22 protein-coding genes are annotated in these 26,564 nt (G+C 53.9%); 16 read left to right on the forward strand and 6 right to left on the reverse strand.

Going from position 1 to position 26,564, the window contains the following annotated elements; genetic code table 11:
* The first annotated feature begins 160 nt into the window (after positions 1 to 160).
* From ACZRKO_RS09560 to yejF, 5 genes are all read left to right on the forward strand, one after another.
* Positions 161 to 1,744 (forward strand): cyclic di-GMP phosphodiesterase, encoded by a 1,584-nt coding sequence (locus tag ACZRKO_RS09560; RefSeq protein WP_463736955.1) that lies wholly within the window; start codon positions 161 to 163, stop codon positions 1,742 to 1,744.
* A 206-nt stretch (positions 1,745 to 1,950) separates the two neighbouring features.
* A complete protein-coding gene (locus ACZRKO_RS09565; RefSeq protein ID WP_463736956.1) occupies positions 1,951 to 3,759 on the forward strand; it encodes an extracellular solute-binding protein in 1,809 nt (602 codons plus the stop codon).
* A 10-nt stretch (positions 3,760 to 3,769) separates the two neighbouring features.
* Positions 3,770 to 4,864, forward strand: coding sequence for a microcin C ABC transporter permease YejB (gene yejB / locus ACZRKO_RS09570; RefSeq protein ID WP_463736957.1), 1,095 nt, complete (start codon positions 3,770 to 3,772; stop codon positions 4,862 to 4,864).
* A complete protein-coding gene (locus tag ACZRKO_RS09575) occupies positions 4,864 to 5,910 on the forward strand; it encodes an ABC transporter permease (RefSeq protein WP_463736958.1) in 1,047 nt (348 codons plus the stop codon). The genes yejB and ACZRKO_RS09575 overlap by 1 nt, the downstream gene beginning before the upstream one ends.
* A 1-nt stretch (position 5,911) precedes the next feature.
* Positions 5,912 to 7,507 carry a microcin C ABC transporter ATP-binding protein YejF gene (gene yejF, locus ACZRKO_RS09580; protein WP_463736959.1) on the forward strand — a complete coding sequence of 532 codons (1,596 nt, stop codon included), beginning with the start codon at positions 5,912 to 5,914 and terminating at the stop codon, positions 7,505 to 7,507.
* A gap of 14 nt (positions 7,508 to 7,521) precedes the next feature.
* Here the strand turns inward: yejF and ACZRKO_RS09585 are convergent, their stop codons facing one another.
* Entirely contained in the window at positions 7,522 to 7,866 is a 345-nt protein-coding gene (locus tag ACZRKO_RS09585; RefSeq protein WP_463736960.1) for a YejG family protein, read from the reverse strand.
* Between the two features lie 593 nt (positions 7,867 to 8,459).
* Between ACZRKO_RS09585 and ACZRKO_RS09590 the strand changes: the two genes are divergently transcribed.
* The 4 genes from ACZRKO_RS09590 to aqpZ all read left to right on the forward strand — a co-directional run bounded on the left by ACZRKO_RS09590 (position 8,460) and on the right by aqpZ (position 13,067).
* The gene (locus ACZRKO_RS09590) at positions 8,460 to 9,077 is read left to right on the forward strand and encodes a sorbitol dehydrogenase family protein (protein ID WP_463736961.1); all 618 of its coding nucleotides are present in this window, start codon (positions 8,460 to 8,462) and stop codon (positions 9,075 to 9,077) included.
* The gene (locus ACZRKO_RS09595; RefSeq protein ID WP_463736962.1) at positions 9,077 to 10,732 is read left to right on the forward strand and encodes a GMC family oxidoreductase; all 1,656 of its coding nucleotides are present in this window, start codon (positions 9,077 to 9,079) and stop codon (positions 10,730 to 10,732) included. The genes ACZRKO_RS09590 and ACZRKO_RS09595 overlap by 1 nt, the downstream gene beginning before the upstream one ends.
* An 8-nt stretch (positions 10,733 to 10,740) precedes the next feature.
* A complete protein-coding gene (locus ACZRKO_RS09600; protein WP_463736963.1) occupies positions 10,741 to 12,141 on the forward strand; it encodes a c-type cytochrome in 1,401 nt (466 codons plus the stop codon).
* Positions 12,142 to 12,362: 221 nt separating this feature from the next.
* Positions 12,363 to 13,067 carry an aquaporin Z gene (aqpZ, locus tag ACZRKO_RS09605; protein WP_463736964.1) on the forward strand — a complete coding sequence of 235 codons (705 nt, stop codon included), beginning with the start codon at positions 12,363 to 12,365 and terminating at the stop codon, positions 13,065 to 13,067.
* A gap of 184 nt (positions 13,068 to 13,251) precedes the next feature.
* Here aqpZ and ACZRKO_RS09610 read toward each other — a convergent pair whose 3' ends face one another.
* Both ACZRKO_RS09610 and idnO read right to left on the reverse strand, forming a co-directional pair.
* The gene (locus ACZRKO_RS09610) at positions 13,252 to 13,995 is read right to left on the reverse strand and encodes an SDR family oxidoreductase (RefSeq protein ID WP_463736965.1); all 744 of its coding nucleotides are present in this window, start codon (positions 13,993 to 13,995) and stop codon (positions 13,252 to 13,254) included.
* Positions 13,996 to 13,997: 2 nt separating this feature from the next.
* Positions 13,998 to 14,762, reverse strand: coding sequence for a gluconate 5-dehydrogenase (gene idnO, locus ACZRKO_RS09615; RefSeq protein WP_463736966.1), 765 nt, complete (start codon positions 14,760 to 14,762; stop codon positions 13,998 to 14,000).
* Between the two features lie 206 nt (positions 14,763 to 14,968).
* Between idnO and ACZRKO_RS09620 the strand changes: the two genes are divergently transcribed.
* The 3 genes from ACZRKO_RS09620 (at position 14,969) to ACZRKO_RS09630 (ending at position 18,524) form a co-directional block, all read left to right on the forward strand.
* Positions 14,969 to 15,952 carry a LacI family DNA-binding transcriptional regulator gene (locus tag ACZRKO_RS09620; protein ID WP_463736967.1) on the forward strand — a complete coding sequence of 328 codons (984 nt, stop codon included), beginning with the start codon at positions 14,969 to 14,971 and terminating at the stop codon, positions 15,950 to 15,952.
* Positions 15,953 to 16,130: 178 nt separating this feature from the next.
* Positions 16,131 to 17,054 (forward strand): 2-hydroxyacid dehydrogenase, encoded by a 924-nt coding sequence (locus ACZRKO_RS09625; RefSeq protein ID WP_463736968.1) that lies wholly within the window; start codon positions 16,131 to 16,133, stop codon positions 17,052 to 17,054.
* Between the two features lie 114 nt (positions 17,055 to 17,168).
* Positions 17,169 to 18,524 (forward strand): MFS transporter, encoded by a 1,356-nt coding sequence (locus tag ACZRKO_RS09630; protein ID WP_463736969.1) that lies wholly within the window; start codon positions 17,169 to 17,171, stop codon positions 18,522 to 18,524.
* Between the two features lie 32 nt (positions 18,525 to 18,556).
* Here the strand turns inward: ACZRKO_RS09630 and ACZRKO_RS09635 are convergent, their stop codons facing one another.
* On the reverse strand, positions 18,557 to 19,756 hold the full coding sequence (locus tag ACZRKO_RS09635) for a Bcr/CflA family multidrug efflux MFS transporter (protein ID WP_463737522.1): 1,200 nt from the start codon (positions 19,754 to 19,756) through the stop codon (positions 18,557 to 18,559).
* A gap of 198 nt (positions 19,757 to 19,954) precedes the next feature.
* Positions 19,955 to 20,662: a 16S rRNA pseudouridine(516) synthase RsuA gene (gene rsuA, locus ACZRKO_RS09640; RefSeq protein WP_463736970.1), complete on the reverse strand. Its 708-nt coding sequence runs from the start codon at positions 20,660 to 20,662 to the stop codon at positions 19,955 to 19,957.
* Positions 20,663 to 20,975: 313 nt separating this feature from the next.
* On the opposite strand from rsuA, the gene ACZRKO_RS09645 reads away from it, so the two are divergent.
* Positions 20,976 to 22,739, forward strand: coding sequence for a DEAD/DEAH box helicase (locus ACZRKO_RS09645; RefSeq protein ID WP_463736971.1), 1,764 nt, complete (start codon positions 20,976 to 20,978; stop codon positions 22,737 to 22,739).
* A gap of 151 nt (positions 22,740 to 22,890) precedes the next feature.
* Positions 22,891 to 23,181, forward strand: a complete 291-nt coding sequence (gene rplY, locus ACZRKO_RS09650; RefSeq protein ID WP_463736972.1) for a 50S ribosomal protein L25 — start codon at positions 22,891 to 22,893, stop codon at positions 23,179 to 23,181.
* A 104-nt stretch (positions 23,182 to 23,285) separates the two neighbouring features.
* Here rplY and yejK read toward each other — a convergent pair whose 3' ends face one another.
* The gene (yejK, locus tag ACZRKO_RS09655) at positions 23,286 to 24,290 is read right to left on the reverse strand and encodes a nucleoid-associated protein YejK (protein ID WP_463736973.1); all 1,005 of its coding nucleotides are present in this window, start codon (positions 24,288 to 24,290) and stop codon (positions 23,286 to 23,288) included.
* A gap of 240 nt (positions 24,291 to 24,530) precedes the next feature.
* Between yejK and ACZRKO_RS09660 the strand changes: the two genes are divergently transcribed.
* Positions 24,531 to 24,758, forward strand: coding sequence for a YejL family protein (locus ACZRKO_RS09660; RefSeq protein WP_463736974.1), 228 nt, complete (start codon positions 24,531 to 24,533; stop codon positions 24,756 to 24,758).
* A 24-nt stretch (positions 24,759 to 24,782) separates the two neighbouring features.
* On the forward strand, positions 24,783 to 26,564 hold the full coding sequence (yejM, locus tag ACZRKO_RS09665; RefSeq protein WP_463736975.1) for an LPS biosynthesis-modulating metalloenzyme YejM: 1,782 nt from the start codon (positions 24,783 to 24,785) through the stop codon (positions 26,562 to 26,564).

The raw sequence follows: 26,564 nt of genomic DNA on the forward strand, positions 1-26,564 counted from the left end.
ATGCCAAGCGAATAAAAAAACGTCATCTCCGGATGGCGTTTTTTTTTGCGTAATGTCCCTGTGCATTTTTAACAAGCCAGTACAGTTTAATTAATGACTGCTATTCATTGCGTTACGTTATACTTTAAATTCCGTAACATCATGAGTGAAGGTTGATAAAATGGGGTTGAAATCGGCTCTCACCCACGCAGTTTTACCCAGACGCAGTTATCTGATTAAAAGTCTTATTGCCGCCACTCTGCTTTTTTTTGTTTTCAGCGCTGCTACCCTTTACGTTATTGCCTTAAAGAATGAGCAGCAGCAACAACTCATCGGGGCGCGTACCGCCCAGTTCAGCACGACCTATTTGCAAAATCTTACCGATACCATGAAGCGCCTGAGCCAAATGCCGGAGAGAAGTTGCGATATGGCTGAAGATCAGCTGAGCCGCGATGCCGCGCTAACCCTCGGTGTGCGGGATTTTTTGCTGGTACGCGACGGTCTGGTGTATTGCTCATCCGCTACCGGTGAAATGACCCTCACCGTGGAAGATATCTTCTCAGGAGTAGACCGGCATAAAAAGCTCGATATAAAGCTGGAGCAAGGCACCAGTTTTGTTCCCAACCGGCCGGTGATTGCAATCTGGTATCGCGATCCTGACTCAGAAGGCAGCGGCGTTCTCGCCACCATTGAACTCACCCTCTCCCCTTATATGCTGTTTGCGCAGAGTGACGAAGGCTATCACGGCTTTGCCCTGATCATTGGCGACCATGCACTCACCTCTTTGAGCACCACGCTGGAGGCGGTAAAAGATCTCCCCCACTCGCATTATTCTGAAATTAAAGTTGGAAACTATCCGTTTACCCTGCGCCTGTACGCACCACAAATCACCGGCGAGAATATCCGCTTTACCCTGCTGGCTGCCCTGCTGCTGAGTCTGATGGTCGGGGCGCTAATCTATTTTACCCTGGTAAGCCGCCACAGCCCGGAACGCGAAATTATGCGGGCCTTAAAGGACGGCCAGTTCTTCGTCGAATACCAGCCGGTCATGGAAACCCAGAGCCTGAAAGTGGCGGGGCTTGAAGCGTTGATGCGCTGGCAGCATCCGCTCGAGGGACGCATACCGCCTGATATTTTCATCAGCTACGCAGAATCACAGGGCATGATTGTCCCCCTGACGCAGCGCATGATGGAGCTGGCCGCCGCCGATGCCCACCGTCTCAGACAGGTGATGCCGCTTAAAGCCAAATTCGGCATCAATATCTCCCCGCACCACATGGATAAAGTCAGTTTCCGCGACGACGTGATGAACTTCCTCTCCGCCATGCCGGAGGACCACTTTCAGATTGTGTTTGAAATCACCGAACGCGGCATGATTGATAATGAAAGCGCCATGCGTGAATTCAACTGGCTTCGCCGTCAGGGAATTGAAATTGCTATCGATGATTTTGGTACCGGCCACAGCGCCCTGATTTATCTTGAGAAATTCACCCTGGATTACCTCAAAATCGATCGCGGATTCGTCATGTCCATCGATCAGAACACCTTAATCGCGCCGGTGCTGGATACCGTGTTAAAGCTGACGGAAGAGCTGAAACTAAAAACCGTTGCCGAAGGAGTCGAAACGGTCCAACAGGCCGAATACCTGCGTAAGCACGGCGTGACCCTGCTGCAGGGCTATTTGTACAGCAAACCGCTGCCGGTCGAAGAGTTGGTGCGCTTCACGCAGGAAGTCAATGGCGTAGAAGCCGTACAGGAAGAGTGACACGTACCAGCGCACAAATTACCCTGTTGGCGCTTTTTGTCTTAGACTCTGTTTGAGAGTGTGGTACAACAGCCGAAATCAGCGGGCTTTTGGTAACCGATTCAATCACTTTACCAATGCATCCGCCATCATATACCGGCAGTTTTTCACGCAGCCCGCCAGGCATTGCAGCGAAACCCTGTCGTTTTAGCAGGAGTTCTCCCAGGATGTTTTTGCGACTCGTTTGCGCAGCCTTACTGTCCACGCTGAGCCTTTGCGCTCAGGCAGAGACCATTCAGGACAGTTACGCCTTTGCGATTTTGGGTGAGCCCAAATACGACGCCAACTTCAGCAATTTTGACTACGTCAATCCGGCGGCGCCCAAGGGCGGCACTATCCGTCTTGCGGCCATCGGCACCTACGATAACTTCAACCGTTATGCCTCGCGGGGTAACGCCGCAGCGCGGACGGATACGCTTTATGACAGCCTGTTTACGACCTCAAGCGATGAGATCGGCAGCTACTATCCTCTGGTTGCAGACTCCGCACGCTACGACAGCAAATTCCGCTGGGTCGAAGTGGACATCAACCCGCACGCCCGCTTTCATGATAACAGCCCGATCACCGCCAATGACGTCGCCTTCACCTTTAAAAAATTCATGACCGAAGGTGTCCCGCAATTTCGCGTGGTGTACAAAGGTGCAGAAGTGAAAGCCATTGCACGTCTGACGGTCAGGATCGTTTTGCCACGCGCCGACAAAGACATGATGCTGGGCCTGCTGGGGCTGCCGATATTGCCGCAGAAGTTCTGGGAAAAGCATAAGTTCAACGAACCGCTGCCGGTGCCGCCGTTAAGCAGCGGACCTTACCGAATCAGTGACTACAAGCTGGGGCAGTACGTCACCTATTCACGCGTACCGGATTACTGGGCCGCTAATCTGCCGGTCAACCGCGGGCGCTACAATTTCGACACCATCCGCTATGACTACTATCTTGACGACAATGTGGCTCTGGAAGCGTTTAAGTCCGGCGCGTTCGATTTCCGCATGGAAGGCTCGCCGAAGAACTGGGCCGCACAGTATCAGGGCACAAACTTCAACAAGAATTATATCGTCAAACAGGATCAGGAAAATCAGGCAGCACAGGATACCCGCTGGCTGGCCTTTAACATTCAGAAACCGCAGTTCAGCGACCGCCGGGTGCGCGAAGCCATTACGCTGGCGTTTGACTTCGACTGGATGAATAAAGCGCTCTATTACAGCGCCTATCAGCGTGCTGACAGCTATTTCCAGAACACGGACTATATGGCGAAGAATTACCCCGATTCCGCCGAACTGGCATGGCTAGGGCCGCTGAAAGGCAAAGTCCCGGACGAAGTGTTCAGTAAGCTCTATCAGCCACCGCGTTCTGACGGCAGCGGTAACGACCGCGCCAATCTGCTTAAAGCTACCGCCTTGCTTAAACAGGCAGGCTGGACGATGAAAAATCAGCAACTGGTCAGCCAAGCCACCGGCAAGCCTTTCACCTTTGAACTGTTGCTGCCAAGCGGCGGCAATGCGCAGTATGTCCTACCTTTTCAGCATAATTTACAGCGTCTTGGCATCGCGATGTCTATCCGTGAAGTCGACAGTTCGCAGTTTGTCCGCCGTATGCGCCAGCGTGATTACGACATGTTGCCGGTGGTTTACCCTGCAACCCCTTACCCGAGTGCAGATTTAGAGATCGTCTGGAACAGCAAATATATTGACTCCACCTATAACAAACCGGGCGTAAAAGACCCGGCCGTTGACCAGTTGACCGAACAGATCACCGCCCATCAGGGAGAACCCGACACTCTGCTGGCGCTGGGCCATGCGCTGGACCGCGTGCTGACCTGGAACAGGTATATGATCCCGATGTGGTACAGCAACCACGAGCGCTACGCTTACTGGGATAAATTCTCCATGCCTGCTATTCGTCCGACTAACGGGCTGGAGCTGGATACCTGGTGGTATGACATGAACCGCGCAGCCCGCCTGCCGGCTGAGCGTCGCTGAGGAGCCTGCCGTGAGCCGTTATCTGTTACGACGTCTGCTGCTGGTGATCCCAACGCTCTGGGCCATCATCACCATTAACTTTTTTATCGTGCAGATTGCCCCCGGCGGCCCGGTGGATCAGGCCATTGCCGCCATTGAAATGGGCCAAAGCAGCGGATTACCCGGCAGCGGTGGCGGCAGCGGGACGGGTAAAGCCGCACCGGGCGTGGCGCAAGTTGGCGACAGCCAGTATCGCGGCGCACGCGGGCTGGATCCGGAAGTTATTGCGGACATCACCCGCCGTTTTGGTTTCGATAAACCACTGCATGAGCGTTATTTCGACATGCTGTGGAGCTACGTGCGTTTTGATTTCGGCGACAGCCTGTTCCGTGGCGCGTCCGTGATGCAATTGGTGAAAAGCAGTTTGCCGGTCTCTGTCAGCCTTGGCCTCTGGAGCACGCTTATCATCTATCTGGTGTCGGTCCCGCTGGGTATCCGTAAGGCGGTTAAAAACGGCAGCGCATTTGATAACTGGAGCAGCACGCTGATTATCATTGGCTATGCGGTACCCTCTTTCCTGTTTGCCATCTTGCTTATCGTGCTGTTTACCGGCGGCAGTTATCTTGACTGGTTCCCGCTTCGCGGTCTGACCTCAGCCAACTTCGACCAACTGCCATGGTATGGGAAAGTCACCGACTACCTGTGGCACATCACGCTGCCGGTACTGGCCACGGTGATTGGCGGATTCGCCACCCTGACGATGCTGACCAAAAACTCCTTTATGGATGAAGTCCGCAAACAGTACGTAGTGACGGCGCGTGCCAAAGGGCTGAGTGAGAAAAAGATCCTCTACCGCCACGTTTTCCGCAACGCCATGCTGCTGGTCATCGCCGGTTTTCCGGCCACCTTTATCAGCATGTTCTTCACCGGTTCGCTGCTGATCGAAGTGATGTTCTCCCTGCACGGCCTCGGCCTGCTCGGTTATGACGCCATTGTGCAGCGGGATTTCCCGGTGATGTTCGGCACGCTGTATATCTTCACCCTGATTGGCCTGCTGCTGAATATCATCAGCGACATCACCTACACACTGGTTGACCCGCGTATTGACTTCGAGGGCCGCCATTGATGACGATAAGCCCTCTGAATCAGGCCCGCTGGGTCCGCTTTCGCGCCAATACACGCGGCTTCTGGTCACTGTGGATCTTCCTGCTGATATTCTTCCTGTCACTCTTATCGAATGTGATTGCCAATGAGAAACCGCTGCTGGTGAATTATCAGGGCCATATTTATGCGCCCTTCCTGTTTAATTACAGTGAAACCACCTTTGGGGGTGAACTGGAAACCCCGGCAGATTATCAGGACCCTTTTGTTATCACGCAAATTAAGGACCACGGCTGGGCCGTATGGGCGCCTGTTCGTCATAGTTTTAATTCGATCAACTTCACGACACAGCAACCCTTTCCGTCCCCGCCCTCTGCGCAGAACTGGCTCGGAACCGACAGCAGCGGCCACGACGTGCTGGCTCAGTTGCTTTATGGCACGCGTATTTCGCTGTTCTTTGGCATTCTGCTCACTCTGCTCTCCTCCCTGATAGGCGTGATCGCAGGTGCAACGCAAGGTTACTACGGCGGGAAAATTGATCTGGTGGGGCAGCGGCTGATTGAAGTCTGGTCCGGTATGCCGACGCTGTTTCTCATCATCATGCTTTCGAGCGTGGTACAGCCGAACTTCTGGTGGCTGCTGCTGATCAGCGTGCTCTCCGGCTGGATGATTCTGGTCGGCGTGGTGCGGGCCGAATTCCTGCGCACCCGCAATTTCGATTACATCCGCGCCGCGCAGGCGATGGGCGTCAGCGACCGGATGATCATGTTGCGTCATATGCTGCCGAATGCGATGGTCGCCACCCTCACCTATCTGCCTTTTATTCTCTGCGGTTCCATTACCACGCTGGCATCGCTGGATTTTCTCGGCTTCGGTCTTCCGCTTGGTTCGCCATCGCTGGGCAGCCTGCTGATGGAAGGCAAAAACAATCTGCAAGCACCCTGGCTCGGCATCAGCACTTTTGTTTTGCTCGCCTCCCTGCTCTCTTTGCTGATTTTTATCGGCGAAGCCGTGCGCGATGCGTTTGACCCGGCCTCACGGCCACAAACCCTTTACCGGAAACGTCGCTGATATGGCCAGTTCACCGCTGTTGAGTATTCAGAATCTGAGCGTGGCCTTTCCTCAGGGCGATTTGCTGCATCAGGTGGTCAGTGACGTCTCTCTCACGATCGACGCCGGTGAAACGCTGGCACTGGTCGGCGAGTCGGGTTCCGGCAAGAGCGTTACGGCGCTCTCGGTGCTGCGCCTTCTGCCCGTGGTGAGTTACCCGCAGGGTGACATCCTGTTTGCCGGTCAGTCACTGCTGCATGCTCCTGAGAGCCAGTTGCGCAGCGTGCGGGGCAATCATATTTCGATGATTTTCCAGGAACCGATGGTGTCTCTCAATCCGCTGCACAGCATTGAGAAACAGCTCGCAGAAGTACTGTCACTGCACAGGGGAATGCGCCGTGAGGCGGCGCGTAGTGAAATCATCAGTTGCCTCGACCGCGTGGGGATCCGCAATGCGAAATCGCGGCTGGGGGATTTCCCGCATCAGCTTTCCGGCGGCGAACGTCAGCGCGTGATGATTGCGATGGCCGTACTGACGCAGCCAAAATTGCTGATTGCCGATGAACCCACCACGGCGTTGGATGTGTCCGTGCAGGCGCAGATCCTTAGATTGCTGGACGAGCTCAAGCAGGAGCTGGGAATGGCGATGCTGTTCATTACCCACAATCTGAAAATCGTGCGGCAGTTGGCCGACACCGTGGCGGTGATGCAACAGGGGCGCGTGGTCGAACAGCAATCCCGTTCCGCACTCTTCAGCCAGCCTCAGCACGCTTACACGCGGCAGCTTTTACAGGCCGAACCGCAGGGCCGCCCGCAACCCGTGGCGCCCCATCAGCCAGTGCTGCTGGAAGTGAAAAACCTGAGCGTCAGTTTTGCTCAAAAGCGTGGATTATTGCGCCGCACGACCAGTGAAAAACGGGCGGTGAATCAACTCAGCTTCAGCCTGCGGCGGGGAGAAAGCCTCGGCGTGGTAGGCGAGTCGGGTTCCGGCAAAAGCACAACCGGGCTGGCCCTGCTGCGCCTGCTCAGTTCTCAGGGTGAGATTTTGTTCGACGGCCAGCCGCTGCACCGCTTTAACCGCCGCCAGATGCTGCCTTTTCGCAGCCGGATTCAGGTGGTTTTTCAGGATCCGTTCTCCGCGCTCAATCCGCGTTTTAACGTCACGCAGATCATCGCCGAAGGGCTGCTGGTACACCAGAAGTTCACTGAACAACAGCGCGAACAGCGGGTGATAGCTGCCATGCAAGAAGTGGGGCTTGATCCCGAAACCCGCCACCGTTATCCGGGCGAGTTCTCCGGCGGCCAGCGCCAGCGCATTGCCATAGCAAGGGCGCTGATCCTGCAACCTGAACTGCTGATTTTAGATGAACCTACGTCGTCACTGGATAAATCCGTGCAGGCGCAAATTCTGGCGATCCTCGCTGATTTACAGCAGCGCCTGGGATTATCCTACCTGTTTATCAGCCACGACCTGCAGGTGGTGCGTACCTTGTGCCACCAGCTTATTGTTTTACGCGAAGGGAAAGTTGTGGAGCAAGGCAGTTGCGAGGCAATTTTCAGCGCACCGGCGCACACCTATACGCAAGAGTTATTGTCACTCTCGGCGTTAACAACCTGAATGGCAAAAGGGGTTCAGAAGGGATAGAGCGCTGAAACGGTTTCAGCAATCGCTGCACCGGTGTTTTTCAGACGGCACAGCGTGGCACTTTCGTCGTCGCGTTTAACGAACAGGCAAGGCTCGCCGTCGCATTCCACCACGGCACTTTCAACCTGAATTTCCTGCAGGCACTCGGTCAGGCGGTGCATCACCTGCCACGCAACATCACCTTCATGGCTCAATAATTTGAGACCAATCAGATTGCTGCCTTCTTCGCTGCCCGGCAGCGGAATCGGTTCAACTTTGATGCCGGCAAAACCCGATAACCATCGGTAACTTTGCGGCAAACGATGTACTACCGAAAGTTGGATATTATTCACGTGAATCCCCAGATGATGATTTATTTCAACAAATCATTCACACAAAAACTACATACATACCAAGTTATAGACGATTTACCCTGAATATGCCCGCACGAAGTCGAAAAATGCTTAACATATTTGCAACGTTACCGCGCAGAGCCCAACGCTAATCGCTGATTTTATGTCCAACTCACCTTCATTCTGGGAGCCAGATCTCATTTTGGGTTATTTGTAACCTTTTTCATCTGATATCTCAACTAATTTCATGTATTGGCACTACCATTTAGATCCTTTTCGTTTACATTTTAAAAACAAATGAAGCCGCACCACGACATCTTATTCCACAGCAATCCATTAAGTATCAATGGATTGAGGCCGGAATAGTGGAAAAGTCTCTGCGCCGTCGTTGAACCGGGTCAGCAAAAATGAACCGGTGAGCAACCATTCATGTTGTTGCATAACAAGGGTTAGAATTGTGACCGGATGTTAAATAATTCGCACGATTTGTTTGCACCGCTTTTGCGTTTGGGCTTATCATCCGCACCGTTTCTAATGGTTTCCCCTTTCCCTGGGCTATTTTGGCCTGCACCCCAACACCAGCGAGATATGAGATGGACAACAATCCTTCACTTATTGAGAGCAATACATCAGAGAATGGGACCGGTTTCAGTCGCCGTGACATGCTTAAGGGCCTCACGTCTGCGATGGTTGCCACTACCCTGCTCGGCTTCCCGTTTTTGTCAAAAGCTGAAAAAGAGACCGCGACCACATCTCCGGTTATTTTTGGCCAGTTCTATCTGGTTTCTCAGGCCGTTACCGAACATAAAAACCTGAATGAAGGCAGCTCCGCGCAAATCTTTAATGCCTTTTTCCGCAGCCAGCCTGACTTCCCGCTGCAGGTGAGCAAGCTCCATGCGTTGGTGAAAAACGATCAGTCAGCCAGTCAATTACAAGAGCTGGCAAAGCAAAAAGGATTAGGCGAATTGCTGACCAGCATCGTCACCGCCTGGTATACCGGCACTGTCGGACATGGTACCGATTCCATTTTGGTCTCCTATAAAGATGCCCTGATGTACCGCCCGGTCAGTGACGGTCTGATTGTGCCGACCTACTGCGGCAACGGTCCTTTATGGTTTACCGCCGCGCCCCCTGCCGCCGTGATGCCTGACTCAATGAACGCCGACCGTTTTGGCCCGGCAGCCTCCAAGACTGATGTGAGCAAAGCCTGATGAAAAAACCAGAATTTATGGCGGACGGTGATGCGTCCGCAGATGTGATTGTCGTGGGATCCGGCGTAGTGGGCGGCATGATTGCCGATCAGTTAGTCAGTCAGGGCTATTCGGTCCTGGTGCTGGAAGCCGGTCTGCGTATTGAACGTGCTCAGGCCGTGGAAAACTGGCGCAATATGCCGTTTGAGAACCGTGCCGGTTCAGACTATCAGGGGCTCTACCCGCAGTCTGAAAACGCGCCCGCCCCGCTCTACTTTCCTGAAAATAATTACGTGCACCTGACCGGCCCGAGCGCCAGCAGCTTCAAACAAGGCTATCTGCGCACCGTCGGAGGAACCACCTGGCACTGGGCGGCCTCCTGCTGGCGTCACGTGCCTAATGATTTCAAAATGAAGACGCTCTACGGCGTCGGCCGCGACTGGCCAATCTCCTACGACGAACTCGAGCCCTATTACTGCCGCGCGGAAGAAGAGATCGGCGTGGCCGGTCCGAATGACCCCGCGCTGCAATCCCCGGTTGAGCGCAGCAAGCCTTATCCGATGGAACAGGTGCCTTACGGCTATGGCGACACTCGCTTCGCCGAAGTGGTCAACCCGCACGGCTACCGCTCGGTGCCTATTCCACAGGGCCGCAGTACCCGCCCGTGGAACGGTCGCCCGACCTGCTGTGGCAATAACAACTGCCAGCCGATTTGCCCGATTGGTGCCATGTACAACGGTATCGCCCACGTCGAACGCGCCGAAAACAAAGGTGCCGTCGTGCTGGCCGAAGCCGTGGTGTACAAAATTGACACCGACGCCGACAACAACATCACCGCCGTTCACTGGCTCGACAACAAAAAGCAGTCGCACAAAGCGACCGGTAAAGTGTTCGCTCTGGCCTGTAACGGCATCGAAACGCCACGTCTGCTGCTGATGGCTGCCAACGATAAAAACCCGAACGGCATTGCCAATTCTTCCGATCACGTTGGCCGTAACATGATGGATCACTCCGGTTTTCACTGTACGTTCATCGCACAGGAACCGTTGTGGATTGGCCGTGGCCCAGCGCAAAGCAGCTGTCTGGTTGGCCCGCGCGACGGTGAATTCCGCAAAGAATATTCTGCCAACAAGATGATCCTCAACAACATCAACCGCGTGATCCCCGCAACGTCCAAGGCGTTGCAGATGGGTCTGGTCGGTAAAGAACTGGATGAAGAGATCCGCCGCCGCACCATTTTTGGCGTGGATTTATCCATCAGCCTTGAGCCGCTGCCGGATCCGGACAACCGCCTGACGCTGAGCACTACGCGTAAAGATCCGCATGGCCTTCCGTGTCCGGATATTCACTACGACGTGGGCGACTATGTACGTAAAGGAGCCGAAGCGGCGCACAAACAACTGGAGCACATCGGCCAGCTGTTCATGGCGGATGAATTCAACATCACCACCAGCCTGAACGCCAACAACCATATTATGGGCGGCACCATTATGGGCAGCGATCCGAAGGATTCCGTGGTGAACGGCAACTGCCGCGCACATGACCACGCTAACCTATGGCTGCCGGGAGGCGGTGCGATCCCCTCTTCAAGCGTGGTGAACAGTACGCTGACTATGGCTGCATTGGGCCTGAAAGCCGCTGATGATATGGCGAAAAAACTGGCAGGTGACGCATGAGAAATTTGATGTTTAAAGGCCTCACTGCCGCACTGCTGGGGCTGCTGCTCACTAGTGCCGCGCTTGCCGCCGACGATCAGGCTGAACTGGCGCGTCAGGGCAAACTGGTCGCCACCGCCGCCGACTGTCAGGCCTGTCATACCAACCCGGAAGGCGGAAAGCCATTTGCGGGGGGTTACGCTATTCACTCCCCGATGGGTACGATTTTCACCACCAATATCACGCCCTCTAAAACCTTTGGTATCGGGAATTACACCGAAGAGCAGTTCGCCCGCGCGGTACGCCAAGGCGTTCGCCCGGACGGAAAAAATCTCTACCCGGCGATGCCCTACACGTCATACAGCCACATGAGTAATGACGATATCAAGGCGATGTACGTCTATTTCCAGCAGGATGTTCAGCCGGTGGAAACCCCGACCGAAGAAACTGCCCTGCCGTTCCCGTTCAATATGCGTATTGCGATGGCGGGCTGGAACATGATGTATCTCGACAGCACGCCGTTTAAGCCGGATGCCAGTAAAAGTGCCGAATGGAACCGCGGGGCTTATCTGGTCAACGGTGCCGGTCACTGCGACACCTGCCACACGCCGCGTAACCTGATGATGGGGTCGGTGACGGACAAACCCCTGGCGGGCGGCATGGTCGGCCCGTGGTATGCGCCAAATATCAGTTCGGACCCGGTGAGCGGTATCGGTAACTGGTCACAGGCCCAGCTGGTGGAATACCTGAAAACCGGCCGTACTGCCGGTAAAAATCAGGCCGCCGGTGGCATGGCTGAAGCGGTGCAAAACAGCCTGCAATACATGCCCGATGACGATCTGAATGCCATCGCCTTCTATCTGAAAAACAGCATACCGGTACGTGATCCGGCCGACACGCAGGCGGCCGATACCTTCGGTAAGCCGGTGAATGTCGAAGAGGGTTTACGCGGGGCACATCCGGCGAATGCCAACAATACGCTCAACAGCGGCGCGGCCCTGTTCAGCGGGTATTGCGCCAGTTGTCACCAGCCGGACGGTTCCGGCAGCAAAAATCAGGCCTATCCGTCGCTCTATAACAACACCGCGACCGGTATGGGGAATGCATCCAACCTGATCTCCGCCATACTCTACGGCGTGGACCGTCAGGTCGGTAACGAGCATGTTCTGATGCCAAAATTTGGCGAAGGCTCCTACGTTGGTCAGCTTGATGACCAGCAGATTGCCGATATCTCCAATTATGTGCTGAAGAATTACGGTAATGCGGCAATTCAGGTCGATGCCCGCGACGTTGCCGTGCTGCGTGCCGGTGGTCCGGTAACGCTGTTAGCCAAACTGCAACCTTATATGGCTCCGGCGATGGCGGCAGGCGTGGTCATTCTGCTGCTGTTAATATTCTGGCTGGGAAGAAAACGTAAGCTGAAAAAATAACGGAAACCACTGACCTCCTGGCTGTCAGTTTATCGTCGTTAAAAAATCAAACACCCGATGTGGTATCGGGTGTTTTTTTATTTATAGCGTCACTAAACTTATTTTGAAAATAGTAAAAAACAGAAACTATACTAATAACAGTAATCTCCCAAGGTAATCACCTTGTTGCGGGACATTACCGGCGCTGTAGAAAAATACGTTGATGAAGGGCGGATAATCCCATGCTAAGTAAATTGTCGGCTGAGTTCTTAGGAACGTTTGTTCTCGTGTTTGGCGGCTGTGGTAGTGCTGTATTAGCAGCAGCTTTCCCACAACTGGGTATTGGTTTTGTTGGTGTAGCACTGGCGTTTGGTTTAACCGTAGTGACCATGGCTTATGCCGTCGGTCATATTTCCGGCGGACATTTTAACCCTGCGATCACCGTAGGCTTATTAGCGGGAGGCCGTTTCCCGGCCAAAGATGTGGTGCCCTATATTGTGGCGCAGGTCGTCGGGGGGATTGCAGCAGCGGCCGTGTTATATCTGATCGCCAGTGGTAAAGCCGGGTTTGACGCCACGGCCAGCGGATTCGCCTCCAATGGCTATGGGGAACATTCACCGGGCGGGTATTCACTGACGTCGGCCATTGTGATTGAGTTTGTATTATCGGCGGTGTTTTTAATTGTCATTCATGGCGCAACCGACAGACATGCACCGGCGGGTTTTGCTCCGCTGGCCATTGGTCTGGCATTAACCTTAATTCACTTAATCAGTATTCCGGTAACCAATACCTCGGTGAACCCGGCACGAAGTACGGCCGTGGCATTATTCCAGGGAACCTGGGCCATTCAGCAATTGTGGGTATTCTGGCTGGTGCCTATTCTTGGCGGGATTGCAGGCGGACTTATTTACCGCTGTTTGCTGGAGAGGAAAACCGTCGTCCGGTAACCCTATTTATAGTTAAAACTATATACCCTAAATAATTCGAGCTGCATCGAGGCGGCAAGGGAAGAAATCCCGATGAGCTTAATAAACTAAGTGACTCGGGTGAGTAAGTCAGGCAACAAAGATACAGCTTGAAGTATGAAGGGTATATCCGGCCCCGCCACTGTGCGGGGCTTTTTATATTTAATTACCCCCGACCGACCAGCGGCATGGCGGAAGCCATAATCGTCATGGTTAATATATTGGCGTCGAGCGGTAAACCGGCCATATAGGCCACCGCTTCGCCGATACGTTCCACCGGGATCACCGGTTCTTCGGCAATTTCACCGTTGGCCTGCATTCTGCCTGCCAGCGCTTTATTGCCCATATCGGTTGCCGCATTGCCAATATCAATCTGCCCGCAGGCGATATTAAACGCACGGCCATCCAGCGACGTCGATTTTGTCAGGCCGGTAATGGCGTGTTTACTGGCGGTATAAGGCGCTGAGTTCGGACGCGGCGACTGGGCTGATATCGATCCATTATTAATAATGCGCCCGCCCATTGGGGTTTGCTGTTTCATCAAACCGACAGCCGCACGGGTGCACAGGAACACACCGGTCAGGTTGGTATTGATCACTGCCAGCCAGTCCTCCACCGCCAGTTGCTCAATCGGTACATCTTTCACGTTGGTTCCGGCGTTGTTAAACAACAGGTCCAGCCGCCCGAAGGTCGTTTTAATCTCAGCAAACAATGCCTCAACCGACGGCGGACTGGTGACATCCAACTGCCGCGCCACCGCCTGCCCGTCAGGAAACTGCGCTACGGCCTGCTCAAGTTTCGACAGATTGCGCCCGGTGATAATCACCGTGAATCCCCCTGCCGCCAGTGCTTTGGCCGCACTCAACCCAATGCCGCTACCGCCGCCGGTGATTAATGCAATTTTAGTCATTTTTATACCGCCGCTAACATGCCGCCATCGATAAACAGCAGATGCCCGTTGACGAAATCAGAAGCTTTAGAAGAGAGGTAAACCGCGCCACCAATCAGCTCTTCCGGATTGCCCCAGCGCGCGGCCGGAGTGCGTTTGCACAACCAGTCAGAGAACTCTTTGTTGTCCACCAGCGCCTGCGTCATATCGGTTTTGAAATAGCCCGGCGCGATGCCGTTAACCTGAATGTTATAGCGCGCCAGTTCAACGCACATGCCGCGGGTCAGCATTTTTACCGCCCCTTTGGACGCCGCGTAGGGGGTGATAGTGTCTCGGCCCAGCTCGCTTTGCATCGAACCGATGTTGATTATTTTGCCCTTCTCACGTTTGACCATATAGCGGGCCACCGCCTGTGATACCAGAAAGACTGATTTCTGATTAACCGCAATGATGTCGTCCCAGTCTTTTTCCGGGAACTCGGTAAATTTATGACGGCGCTGAATACCGGCGTTGTTAACCAGCACATCAATCGCACCAATCTCCTTCTCGATATGGTCAATCGCCTTGTTCACCGCCTGACTGTCGGTGACATCAAAGGATACCGGATGGACAATAAAACCTTCGGCACGCAGGGCTTCTGCGGCGCGGGCGGTCGTGTCCGGTGATGTTCCGTTAACAATAATTTCGGCGCCGTGCTGTGCCAGCCCTTTTGCCAGCAGGAAGCCCAGACCCCGCGTGGAGCCGGTGACCAGAATTTTTTTGTTATCGAGCGAGAAGAGATTTGTCATGATGAATGTCCGCAGATAAAAGTTACTTCACACTTAAACGGTTTATCGGCGGGCAAACTGTGACCCAGATCACTCTACTCCGTGTTAACAAACTCTGTTACCACAAGCGTGATCCCTATCATTTTGCTAACATGTTATTGCCATTTTTGCTGCATAATCAGGCTTATTAATTCAGCATACCTTTTCTTAACACAGGACCCTCGCGGATGAGAAACCAGCGCGTCACACTGCAAGATATCGCGTTACTCGCCGACGTGACAAAAATGACTGTCAGCCGCTTTCTGCGTACTCCTGAAAAGGTGTCGCCAGAAACCCGCGAGCGCATCACCAAAGTCATGGAAGAGGTGGGGTATCCGTTGGAAGATGCCGAGCGCCCACAGAAAACCCCGCGCATCGGTATTCTGGTGCCGTCGTTCAATAATCAGATTTTCTCGGATCTGCTGGCTGGTATTGAGTCCGTTACGTCTCAGCAGGGCTACCAGACGCTGGTGGTCAATTACGAGTACAGCAAAGAGCGCGAAGAAGAGCACATCATCAATTTGCTGACCTATCAGCTGGCGGGCCTGATTCTCACTGACTCCGTGCACACCCTGAAAGCTGATAAATATCTGAATGCCGCTGCGATCCCGGTGGCGCAGGTGATGGATCTCGATGATACGCACGGGCGCATTGCCGTCGGGTTCGACAACTTTCAGGCCGGGTATGACATGGCAGTCACGCTGCTCGCCAGCGGTAAACAGCACGTGGTCTATTTCGGCTCAATGTCAGATGCCCGCGATAAAAAACGCTATCAGGGATATAGCCGGGCAATGCAGGAACGCAATCTCGAACCCATGCATATCACGCCGAATAAAGTCTCTTCCGTCTCCATAGGAGCCGGGATGCTGGCGCTGGCGCGGCAGCTCTATCCGCAAGTTAACGCTGTGTTATGCACCAATGATGATATTGCCGTTGGTGTGTTACAGGAGTGCCTGAAATCGGGCATTAAAATCCCCGAAGAGATGGCGATTTCCGGCTTCCACGGTCTGGATATCGGCCTTGCTACCACGCCGCTGTTAGCCAGTGTCATCACTCCACGTTATGAAATGGGTAAAGTGGCTGCTGAGATCATCCTCAAGAAAATCAAAAACCTGCCCACGATTGAACGGGTCGATTTACACTATCGCATCTCCCTTGGCGGAACGATTTAATCCTCCGCCAGACCTGCCTGTCCCGTTATCTCCCCCGCCGGTTTATGGCCCAGGATCACGTTACCAGTAACACAGTTTTTTAACATGATCCAACGTGACTCCGGTCACGAAATAGTTTCCTGAAAATGCTTTTATTAGAACATCGATTCTGAGCAGCAAACTTTGACAGGTAACGATAATGACCCAACAACAAAAATCACGCGTATTAATTCTGGCTCCGGTCATGGACAGCCTGACTGATAAACTGGAACAGCAGTTTGCCGTGGATAAATATTTTGAGCAGCAGGACAAACAGGCTTTTTTAGCCGCCAATGGAAAAGGCATTCTCGGCCTGGTGACGCGCGGTGATTTTGGTGTCGATAATAGTATTCTGGAATGCCTGCCTGATTTAAAGGTTATTTCCGTTTTCGGCGTCGGCACCGATGCGATTGATCTGGATTACGCAGAAAAAAATACTGTTCAGGTGGAAATCACCAGCGGCGTATTAACCGATGACGTTGCCGATATGGCGATGGCATTACTGCTGGCGACATCCCGTAATGTTTGTCAGGCGGACAAATTTGTGCGCGAAGGTAAATGGCTGGAAGGCGGTTTCCCGCTCTCTACCAAAATCAGCGGCAAACGTCTCGGAATATTCGGTATGGGCCAGATTGGTCAGGCGATTGCGCGCCGCGCCGCGGGCTTTGATATGCAGATCAACTATTCCAGCAATCACGAAAAAACCGACCTGCCTTACCGCTTCTATCCGGATGTTAAACAGCTCGCCGCACAGGTCGATGTGCTGGTGATTGCCGTCTCCGGCGGGCCGCAATCGGCGGGTGTGATTAATCAATCCGTATTTGACGCCCTGCCAGATCATGCGCTGGTGGTGAATATTTCTCGCGGCAGCGTGATCAATCAGCAGGATTTAATTACGGCATTGCACAATAAAAATATCGGCGGTGCAGGTCTGGATGTTTTTGCCGACGAGCCCCGCGTTCCTCATGAATTAATCAACATGAATAATGTGGTTTTACAACCACACGTGGGCAGTGCGACGCATGAAACACGTCAGGCAATGAGTGAAAAAGTATTAGCAAATTTACACAAGTGTTTGGATTAATAACCACGTTAAAACCTGCAAACTAATAATGAATTATTAATAAAACGAATCAGTAAAACACTTTCCCGTTTATTCATGACCGGGAAGGGTTTTCTGTATAACCGAGGTGTCACGATGGATAATAAGATCCCCAAAGCCCGCTGGTTACGCGTTATTACGCCGATATTAATTGCCTGTATTATCTCCTTTATGGACAGGGTTAATATCAGTTTCGCCATGCCCGGCGGAATGGACGCGGAACTCGGTATTACCTCGTCAATGGCCGGTCTGGCAGCCGGTATCTTCTTCATCGGTTATCTGTTTTTACAAGTCCCCGGCGGCAGTCTGGCGGTACACGGCAGCGGGCGCAAATTTATTGCCTGGTCGCTGGTAGCGTGGGCGGTCATTTCTGTCCTGACCGGTCTGGTCACCAACCAGTATCAGCTGCTGTTCCTGCGCTTCGCGCTGGGCGTGGCCGAGGGTGGAATGCTGCCGGTGGTGCTGACCATGGTCAGCAACTGGTTCCCGGACAAAGAACGCGGCCGGGCTAACGCCTATGTGCTGATGTTTGCCCCGCTCGGCGGCATGATCACCGCCCCGCTGTCTGGCGTGATCCTGGACGTACTCGACTGGCGCTGGTTGTTCATCATCGAAGGGCTGCTGTCAGTGGTCGTGATGGTGTTCTGGTGGTTCACCATCAGTGACCGCCCGGAAGAAGCCAAATGGCTGTCTGAGCGCGAACGTCACTATCTGGTCACCGAGCTTAACCGTGAGCGTGATGCGTTGAGAGCGCTGGCGCCGGTACAAAATGCCCCGCTGAAAGAGGTGTTTCGCAATGGCTCAATCAGAAAACTCATCGTCATTAACTTCTTCTACCAGACCGGAATTTACGGCTACACCCTGTGGCTGCCCACTATTCTTAAAAACCTTACCGGCGGTGACATGAGCTCGGTCGGGATGCTGGCGATTATTCCTTACGTGGGGACGATGCTCGGGATCCTCGCCATGTCCGTGCTATCGGACAAAACCGGTAAGCGCCGCCTGTTCATTGCGCTGCCGCTGTGCGGATTCGCCGCCTGTCTGGCCGCCTCCGTGAGCGTCAGCCATAACATGATGGCCTCCTACGGTTTCCTGGTCGGCGCGGGTTTCTTCCTGCAGGCTGCCACCAGCGCCTTCTGGACCATTCCGAGCAAAGTCACCACACCGGAAGTGGCCGGCAGCGCACGCGGCGTGATCAACGGCTTGGGGAATCTGGGGGGCTTCTGTGGACCTTATCTGGTCGGTGTGCTGGTTCACTTCTACGGACAAAGCACGGCAATTTATGCGCTGGTTGCCTCGCTGCTGATTGCGGCACTGGTCACCACGTTATTGCCGAAAGAGTGTGATATGGCATTGATTCCGGGGGCGAAGGCGAAAGCCATGGCCGATGAGTATGCGAGAGCAAAAGCAGCGCGCAGGTTGCAGGGAGTAAAACCGGGCATTGTTGGATAAGATAAATGCCTCCCCTTCACAGGGGAGGTTTTTCAGACCGCCGCCACTTTCGCCGGACGGCTGGCGTAGAGATAGAGCAACGCCGCAGCAATCACGCAGAATGCCATCGAGCCTACCATCGGCCAGGCGCTTTTCGCGGTGAACAGCGACAGCAGCGAACCAATCGCCGCCCCCGTACCAAAACGAATCGTTCCCGCCAGAGAAGCCGCCGTTCCTGCCATGTGCGGGAAGTCATCCATAATCACCGCCATTGCATTGGATGTCACCATAGCTATCACGCCGACGTAACCGGCCACACCCAGCACCAGCGCCCAGAAAGGCAGCCCCAGGGCACAGACCACCAGCAGCCAGAGGCCCATGATCAACTGTACTACCAGACCGAAGCGGAACATCTTAACCGCGCCCAGACGGCGCACATTGCGGCTGTTGATAATGGTCAGGATCACCAGCGCAACAATATTCAGCGCGAAGTAAAAACCAAAATTCTGCGGCGATACATCATTCAGTTCGATATACACAAACGGACCGGCGCTGAGGAAGGAGAACATTCCGGCGAAGGAGAAACCACTCGCCAGCATATAACTCAGGACGCGTTTATGGCGAAACAGCGAGGCGAAATTCCCGAGGCTGGTACGCAGATGAAATTTCTGCCGCCTCTCTTTGGGTAGCGTCTCTTTGATGTACACCGCCACCAACACGGCGGCAATAAGCGCTGCGATAGCCATCGCCCAAAAAATGGCGTGCCAGCTGAAGGCAACCATCAGCATACCGCCGAGCATTGGCGCCAGCAGAGGTGCAACGGTCATCACCAGCACCACGAAGGACATCATTCGTGAGAATTCGTCCTTGGTGAACATATCGCGCATCAGGGCGTTAATGACCACGCTCGCCGCTGCTGCGGCTAAACCGTGCAGGAAGCGCATCCAGACCAGTTGTTCGACCGACTGCGCCAGCGCACAGGCACCGGCAGCAAGTGCGAAGATCAACACACCCCAGAAGATAACCGGTTTACGCCCGAGGCTGTCTGCCATCGGCCCGTAAAATAACTGCCCGATGGCAAAGCCCAGCACATAGGCGCTGAGCGTCATCTGCACACTGCCCGCAGGCACGCCAAATTCGTTTGCGATCACTGGCATACTCGGCAGATACATATCGATTGCCAGCGGCATCAGCATCGATATCAATCCCAGTATGAAAATCAAACCTATATGGGATACCCGGTTTTCTTGCACGTTCATTAACCCCTTAACCCGCAGCGCCTGAATTGGCGCGGCAATCAGATACTCAACCCAAAATCATTCGAGTCGCCCAGAGGCGCCTGCTTTTGGTGCATCAAGGCGACAGCTAAGTGAATCCCAGGAGCTTACATCAGTAAGTGATTGGGACTCGCAAAGGCGGTCAACGCAAAGGCAGCTTGAAGGATGAAGGGTTTAGCGGCCTGGCATTTCGACGCTGGCGATCTCTTCTTCTGTCAGGCGACGGTATTCGCCCGGTTCGAGATCATCGTCCATCACAATTCCGCCGATGCGCTCACGGTGCAGCGCCACCACGCGGTTACCTACGGCGGCAAACATGCGTTTCACCTGATGGTAACGGCCTTCGCTGATGGTCAGGCGCACGACACACTCTTCGAGTTGCTCGAGGACGGCCGGTTTGGTCAGGGAGTCTTCGTTGTGCAACTGTACGCCCGCGGTGAACTGCCCGGCGGTATCGTCAGACAGCGGTTGCTCCAGCGTCACCAGATAGGTTTTTTCGCAATGATGTTTTGGCGAGGTGATACGGTGCGACCACTGGCCATCATCGGTCATCAGCACCAAACCGGTAGTGTCGATATCCAGACGCCCTGCCGCATGCAGTTTGTACGCCACCGGCTCTTCGAGGAAATACAGTACGGTCGGATGATCCGGGTCGTCAGTGGAACAGACGTAGCCCTGAGGCTTATTGAGCATGAAGTAGCGCGGACCATCACTCTGCTCAAGCACGTTGCCGTCGAACTCCACACGGTGCTGCGGTTCCAGTTTCAGCGAACCGGTTTTGATGATTTCACCGTCAACAGTGACACGTTTATTACGGAGTTCACGCAGCGCGATTGCGCGGCTGACTCCCAGTTGCTGGGCTAAAAATTTATCGAGACGCATTGAATCTGCCTAACCTTTGATGGCGATCTGTGAGATCGCATTCCTGATAAAAAACAACACCCCGCCGTTACATCAAGGTAACTGACAGGGTTGAGGATTATTCGGTGCTAATAAGTGCAAAGAGTGAGTAATGACGACGTGCTATTACTCCTCAGCGGGGGCAGACGGACTGCCAGTGTGAAGCGCCAGTATAACCTCAAAAAGCCCCATTTTGCGACGCGGATCGATAAAAGTTAGCCGGGCGTGATGATCGCCATCAACAACAATTTTTGGCATACTGAAACCCTGTATTTATTACCAGTGAAGTTTGCCTGTGACCGCTTTCACCCTACGCCCCTATCAGCAAGATGCCGTTGACGCCACGCTGCGCCATTTTCGCCAGCATGATGAACCGGCCGTTATTGTCCTGCCGACCGGCGCGGGCAAAAGCCTGGTGATCGCCGAACTGGCGCGGGTGGCCCGCGGGCGCGTGCTGGTGCTGGCGCATGTCAAAGAACTGGTGGCGCAAAATCACAGCAAATATCTGTCGTACGGGCTGGAAGCGGACATTTTTGCCGCCGGACTGAATATCAAGCAGAGTAGCGGAAAGGTAGTTTTCGGCAGCGTGCAGTCCGTCGCACCAAATCTGGCTGCCTTTGGCGGCGAGTTTTCTCTGCTGATCATCGACGAATGCCACCGCATTTCCGACGATGAAAACAGTCAGTATCAGCAAATAATCAGCCATCTGCGCACAACCAATCCGCGCCTGCGCCTGCTCGGGCTGACCGCCACCCCCTACCGGCTGGGCAAAGGCTGGATTTATCAGTATCACCATCAGGGCATGGTGCGCGGCGACGCGGACAGCCTGTTTCGTGATTGCATTTATGAACTGCCGCTGCGCTATATGATCAAAAACGGTTTTCTGGTGCCGCCGGAACGGCTGGATATGCCGGTGGTCAGCTATGACTTCAGCCGCCTGCAGGCCAACAGCAACGGCCTGTTCAGTGAAGCGGATCTCAATGACACGTTGCGCCAGCAAAAACGAATTACCCCGCACATCATCAGCCAGATTGTAGAATTTGCCGCCGAACGCAAAGGGGTAATGATTTTCGCCTCTACCGTGGAGCACGCCGGGGAGATCTTTGGCCTGCTGCCCAAAGGACAGGCTGCGCTCATCAGCGCCCAAACGCCGGCCCCTGAGCGCGACCGTCTCATCGGCGAATTCAAACAGCAGCAGCTGCGTTTTCTGGTTAACGTCTCGGTGCTGACCACAGGTTTCGATGCTCCACACGTTGACCTTATCGCGATTTTACGTCCCACCGAATCGGTCAGTTTGTATCAGCAAATCGTCGGGCGCGGGCTGCGTTTATCGCCGGGAAAAACCGACTGTCTGATACTTGATTACGCCGGGAATCCGCATGATATTTTCACGCCCGAAGTCGGCAGCCACAAGCCGGGCAGCGACAATAAACCGGTGCAGGTATTTTGTCCGGCCTGTGGTTTCGCCAACATTTTCTGGGGAAAAACCACCGAAGACGGCACGGTGATTGAACATTTTGGCCGCCGCTGTCAGGGCGTGCTTGAAGATGATAACGGTGACCGCGAACAGTGCGATTACCGCTTCCGCTTCAAAAGCTGCCCGCACTGCGGCGCGGAGAACGACATCGCCGCGCGGCGTTGCCATCAGTGTCAGGAGATTCTGGTCGATCCGGACGATATGCTCAAAGCCGCGTTGCGCCTAAAAGATGCGCTGGTATTGCGCTGCGGCGGCATGAACCTGGAAAACGGGCGCGATGAGAAAGGAGAATGGCTGAAAATCACTTATTACGACGAAGACGGTGCGGATGTCTCTGAACGTTTTCGCCTCAACACCCCGGCCCAGCGCATGGCTTTCCTGCACAATTTCCTGCGTCCGCACCAGCGTGCGCCGGGTATTGCGCTTGAGTGGAAGACGGCCAGCGACGTCGTGGCACAACAAATTCTGCTGCGACATCCTGATTTTGTGGTGGCCCGGATGAAAGGGCAGTTCTGGCAGGTGCGGGAAAAAATGTTCGATTACGAGGGGCGTTACCGCCGTGCTAATGAGCTGCGCGGGTGATCATCACAGCCTGTCTGATAATTATTCATTGTTGCGAGGCTTCGGGTCCGGTATCATACCGCCCGCTTTCGCCATGTGCGCAAGCAGCATTACTCAACTCGTCACTCGGTCGCAGGTGGCGGGGCAAACATTCTTATATAGAGAAATAGATATGTTCACTATCAATGTAGAAGTACGTCCAGAAGCTGAGCAGGGCAAAGGTGCGAGCCGCCGCCTGCGTTTAGAAAACAAATTCCCAGCTATCGTTTACGGTGGTTCAGCTGCTCCAGTTTCAATCAAACTGGACCATGATTCTGTTAAGAACATGGAAGTGAAAGCTGAGTTCTACTCTGAAGCTATCACTCTGGTTATCGACGGTAAAGAAACCAAAGTTAAAGTTCAGGCAGTACAGCGTCACCCGTTCAAGCCAAAACTGGCTCACATCGACTTCGTTCGCGTTTAATCGCCAACTGAATCGAGACGCATCGGGACGCCGTGCGAGAACAAATAAAAAACCCTGCCAAGGCAGGGTTTTTTATTTGGCGGGATTCAGGCCGGAAACGTCGGTTATTTACCTGAAGAACGGCGCTGAAGCTGGTCACGCAGGTTAGGCGGTGTGCCTTTAATTGTCAGCGTATCTGTCGCCGGATCCCAGAACACACGTTCTCCCATCAGCATCGCATCGAAGTTGATGCTCACACCGCCGCCGCTGCCCGCAAACTTGGTCAGTTGACGCAGGGTGCTACGATCTGCCGGGAAAGTCTCTTCCAGCTGATAACCCTGATCCTGAGTAAATTCTTTGAATTTCTTGTCATTCCACGGCGGCAGCTCGTCGGACAAGGCATCGAGTGCGATCTCTTCGCCCGCCTGTAACTGCTCGTTGCAATAGGCGTATACCTGCTGACGGACATTCTGACGCTCATTCTTATCCAGCTGCGCTTCGCTACAGAAATCATCAACCGCCTGCAACAGACCCCGGTTTTGCGCTTTGGTATCCAGACCTTCGGCTGCGCCGAGGAAATCCATAAAGAAGTCGGAGACTTTGCGCCCTACCCGACCTTTGAGGAAGGTGAGGTAGCGGGTGGATTCAGGGCTGGTTTCCCACTCGGTCAGATCAATACGCGCCACGATATCGGCATGATTGATATCGAGGTAGTGAATGCTGCTGACGTCCAGCTGCTCATTGACCCGCATACTGCTGCGGCTGTTCAGCACGGCAATCAGCAAATAGTCCACCGCAAGGAAACGGTAATGGCAGAACAGCACCACGCCGCCTTCGGCAAACGGATACTTCGATAGCTCATCGCGTAAACGCCCGGTCGCCGCATGGCTGAAACCGAGAAAATCCTCTTCGCCCTTACGGCAATTGCGTAATGCCACAGCCAGTTCACTGTCCTGATTGAATAAGCCGTACGCTTTGCTTTTGGCGCTGTAAACGCGGTGCAGCTCGGCCATCATCTCTTCAACCGCCGCATTCGGGGTCAGCAGGGTATCGCGCAGCACAACATCCAGCGTCTGCTCGTCGCGCTTGTTCAACTGGTGTAAAGCAATCTGCTCGATATCCAGACTCATGGGGTTCTCCGGTTAGGCATTTTATAAAAAAGAGGATGAAAAAGGGATCGTTACCCGTTGTAATGGCGCGTATTCAAACACCTAATACGGTGTGCTTGCAACCGCTATGCCTGAGGTGCTGAAACACAAATAAATACATCCCTTCACTTTCTCAACGTCCGCTACGTTATAAAAATGCGGAAACTGATGCCACGATACGTTAAGATATTGCACTTTGTCAGGCTTTGAGCACATTAATCCATGCCACAACCATCTCGTTACAGTGACGAACACGTTGAACAGCTCCTTTCTGAACTGGTCAATGTACTGGAAAAACACCGCACCCCAACCGATCTTTCTCTGATGGTTTTGGGTAATATGGTGACCAACTTAATCAATACCAGCGTCGCACCTGCGCAGCGAAAAGCCCTTGCAGGCTCTTTTGCAGGCGCACTGCAAGCGTCGATAAGAGAAGATAAAGCCCATTAATCCAACATTTGCCCAAAACCTCTTATGGTGACAAATAGTCAGCGCTATCGCGAAAAAGTATCCCAGATGATCAGCTGGGGGCACTGGTTCGCCCTGTTTAATATTCTGCTCAGTCTCGGACTCGGCAGCCGCTATCTCTTTGTCTCTGACTGGCCCTCTTCGCTTGAAGGGCGTCTTTACGCGCTGGTCAGTTGGCTTGGGCATTTCAGCTTTATCGGTTTCTCCACTTATCTGCTGATCATCTTCCCCCTCACCTTTGTGGTGATGTCACAACGTTTGCTACGGTTCCTGTCGGCGATTTTAGCCACAGCCGGGCTCACGTTGTTACTGGTGGATACCGAGGTATTTACCCGTTTCCATTTGCACATCAATCCGGTGGTGTGGGAACTGGTCGTCAACCCTGGTCAAGGCGAACTGGCCCGCGACTGGCAACTGATGTTCATCGCTGTACCCATCATATTTTTGGTTGAAATGCTGTTTGGCACCTGGGCGTGGCAAAAACTGCGCAGCCTGAATCGCCGTAATTTCGCCAAACCGCTGGTTGCCTTGTTTATTGTCAGCTTCTTTGCTTCGCATCTGATGTACATCTGGGCCGACGCCAACTTCTACCGCCCGATCACCATGCAGCGCTCGAACCTGCCGTTGTCCTACCCGATGACCGCACGTAAATTCCTCGAGAAGCATGGTTTGCTGGATGCTCAGGCCTATCAGCAACGCCTGATGGAACAAGGCAATCCGGAAGCGCTGTCGGTGGAGTACCCGCTTAATGACATCAATTTCCGCGACAAGGGCAGTGGTTATAATTTACTGATGATCGTCGTCGATGGCCTGCACGCGTCGACCACGGCAAAAGAGATGCCAGCGCTGACGGAGTTTGCGAAAGATAACGTCAGTTTTGTGCAACATTACAGCTCCGGCAACCGTGTTGATACCGGTCTGTTCGGGCTGTTCTACGGCATCTCGCCGACCTATATGGAAGGCATTATTTCGGCACGAAAACCTTCCGTTTTGATGACGTCACTGGCGAAACAGGGCTACGAATTTGGCCTATTCTCCTCTGATGGCTTCAACAGTCCGCTTTACCGCCAGTCGCTGCTGACCGATTTCTCATTACCGGCACCGGCCAATCAGCCCGACTCGCTGACGGCGCAACAATGGCAACAGTGGCTGAATGCGCGCAGTATGCGTCCGTGGTTCTCTTATGTCAGCCTGAACGGCGTATCGGCAGCATTGCGCCGGGGAGATGACGCTGTTCCGACCGGCAAGGCCTTCGTCCAGCGCTATCAGCAAGGTGCTGAAGAGGTGGATCAGCGGATTGCCGAGATATTACGAGGGTTGAAAGAGCGGGGCGTACTGGATAAAACCGTCGTGGTCATTACCGCTGCGCATGGCGTCGAGCTGAACGAGAATGGGACCTGGGGTTCAGGCAACAATATGAACCGCGATCAATTGCAGGTGCCGCTGGTGATCCATTGGCCGGGTACACCGGCACAGGCCATCAACAAGCTGACCGATCACGAAGATGTGATGACTACCCTGATGCAGCGCCTGCTGCATGTCACCACGTCACCGGCTGATTTCTCTCAGGGTGAAGACCTGTTTGCGGCCAAACGTCGTCATAACTGGATTTCAACCAGTGACAACGGCACGCTGATTATCACCACGCCGACCCAGACCTTGCAACTGGAACGCAATGGCGATTTCCGCGCTTATGAGCTTAATGGTCAACGCATCAAAGATCAGAAACCTGAACTGGGCTTGCTGTTACAGGTTCTGACCGATGAGAAACGGTTCATTGCGGATTAG

It is taken from the genome of Ewingella sp. C233, from assembly GCF_055407225.1.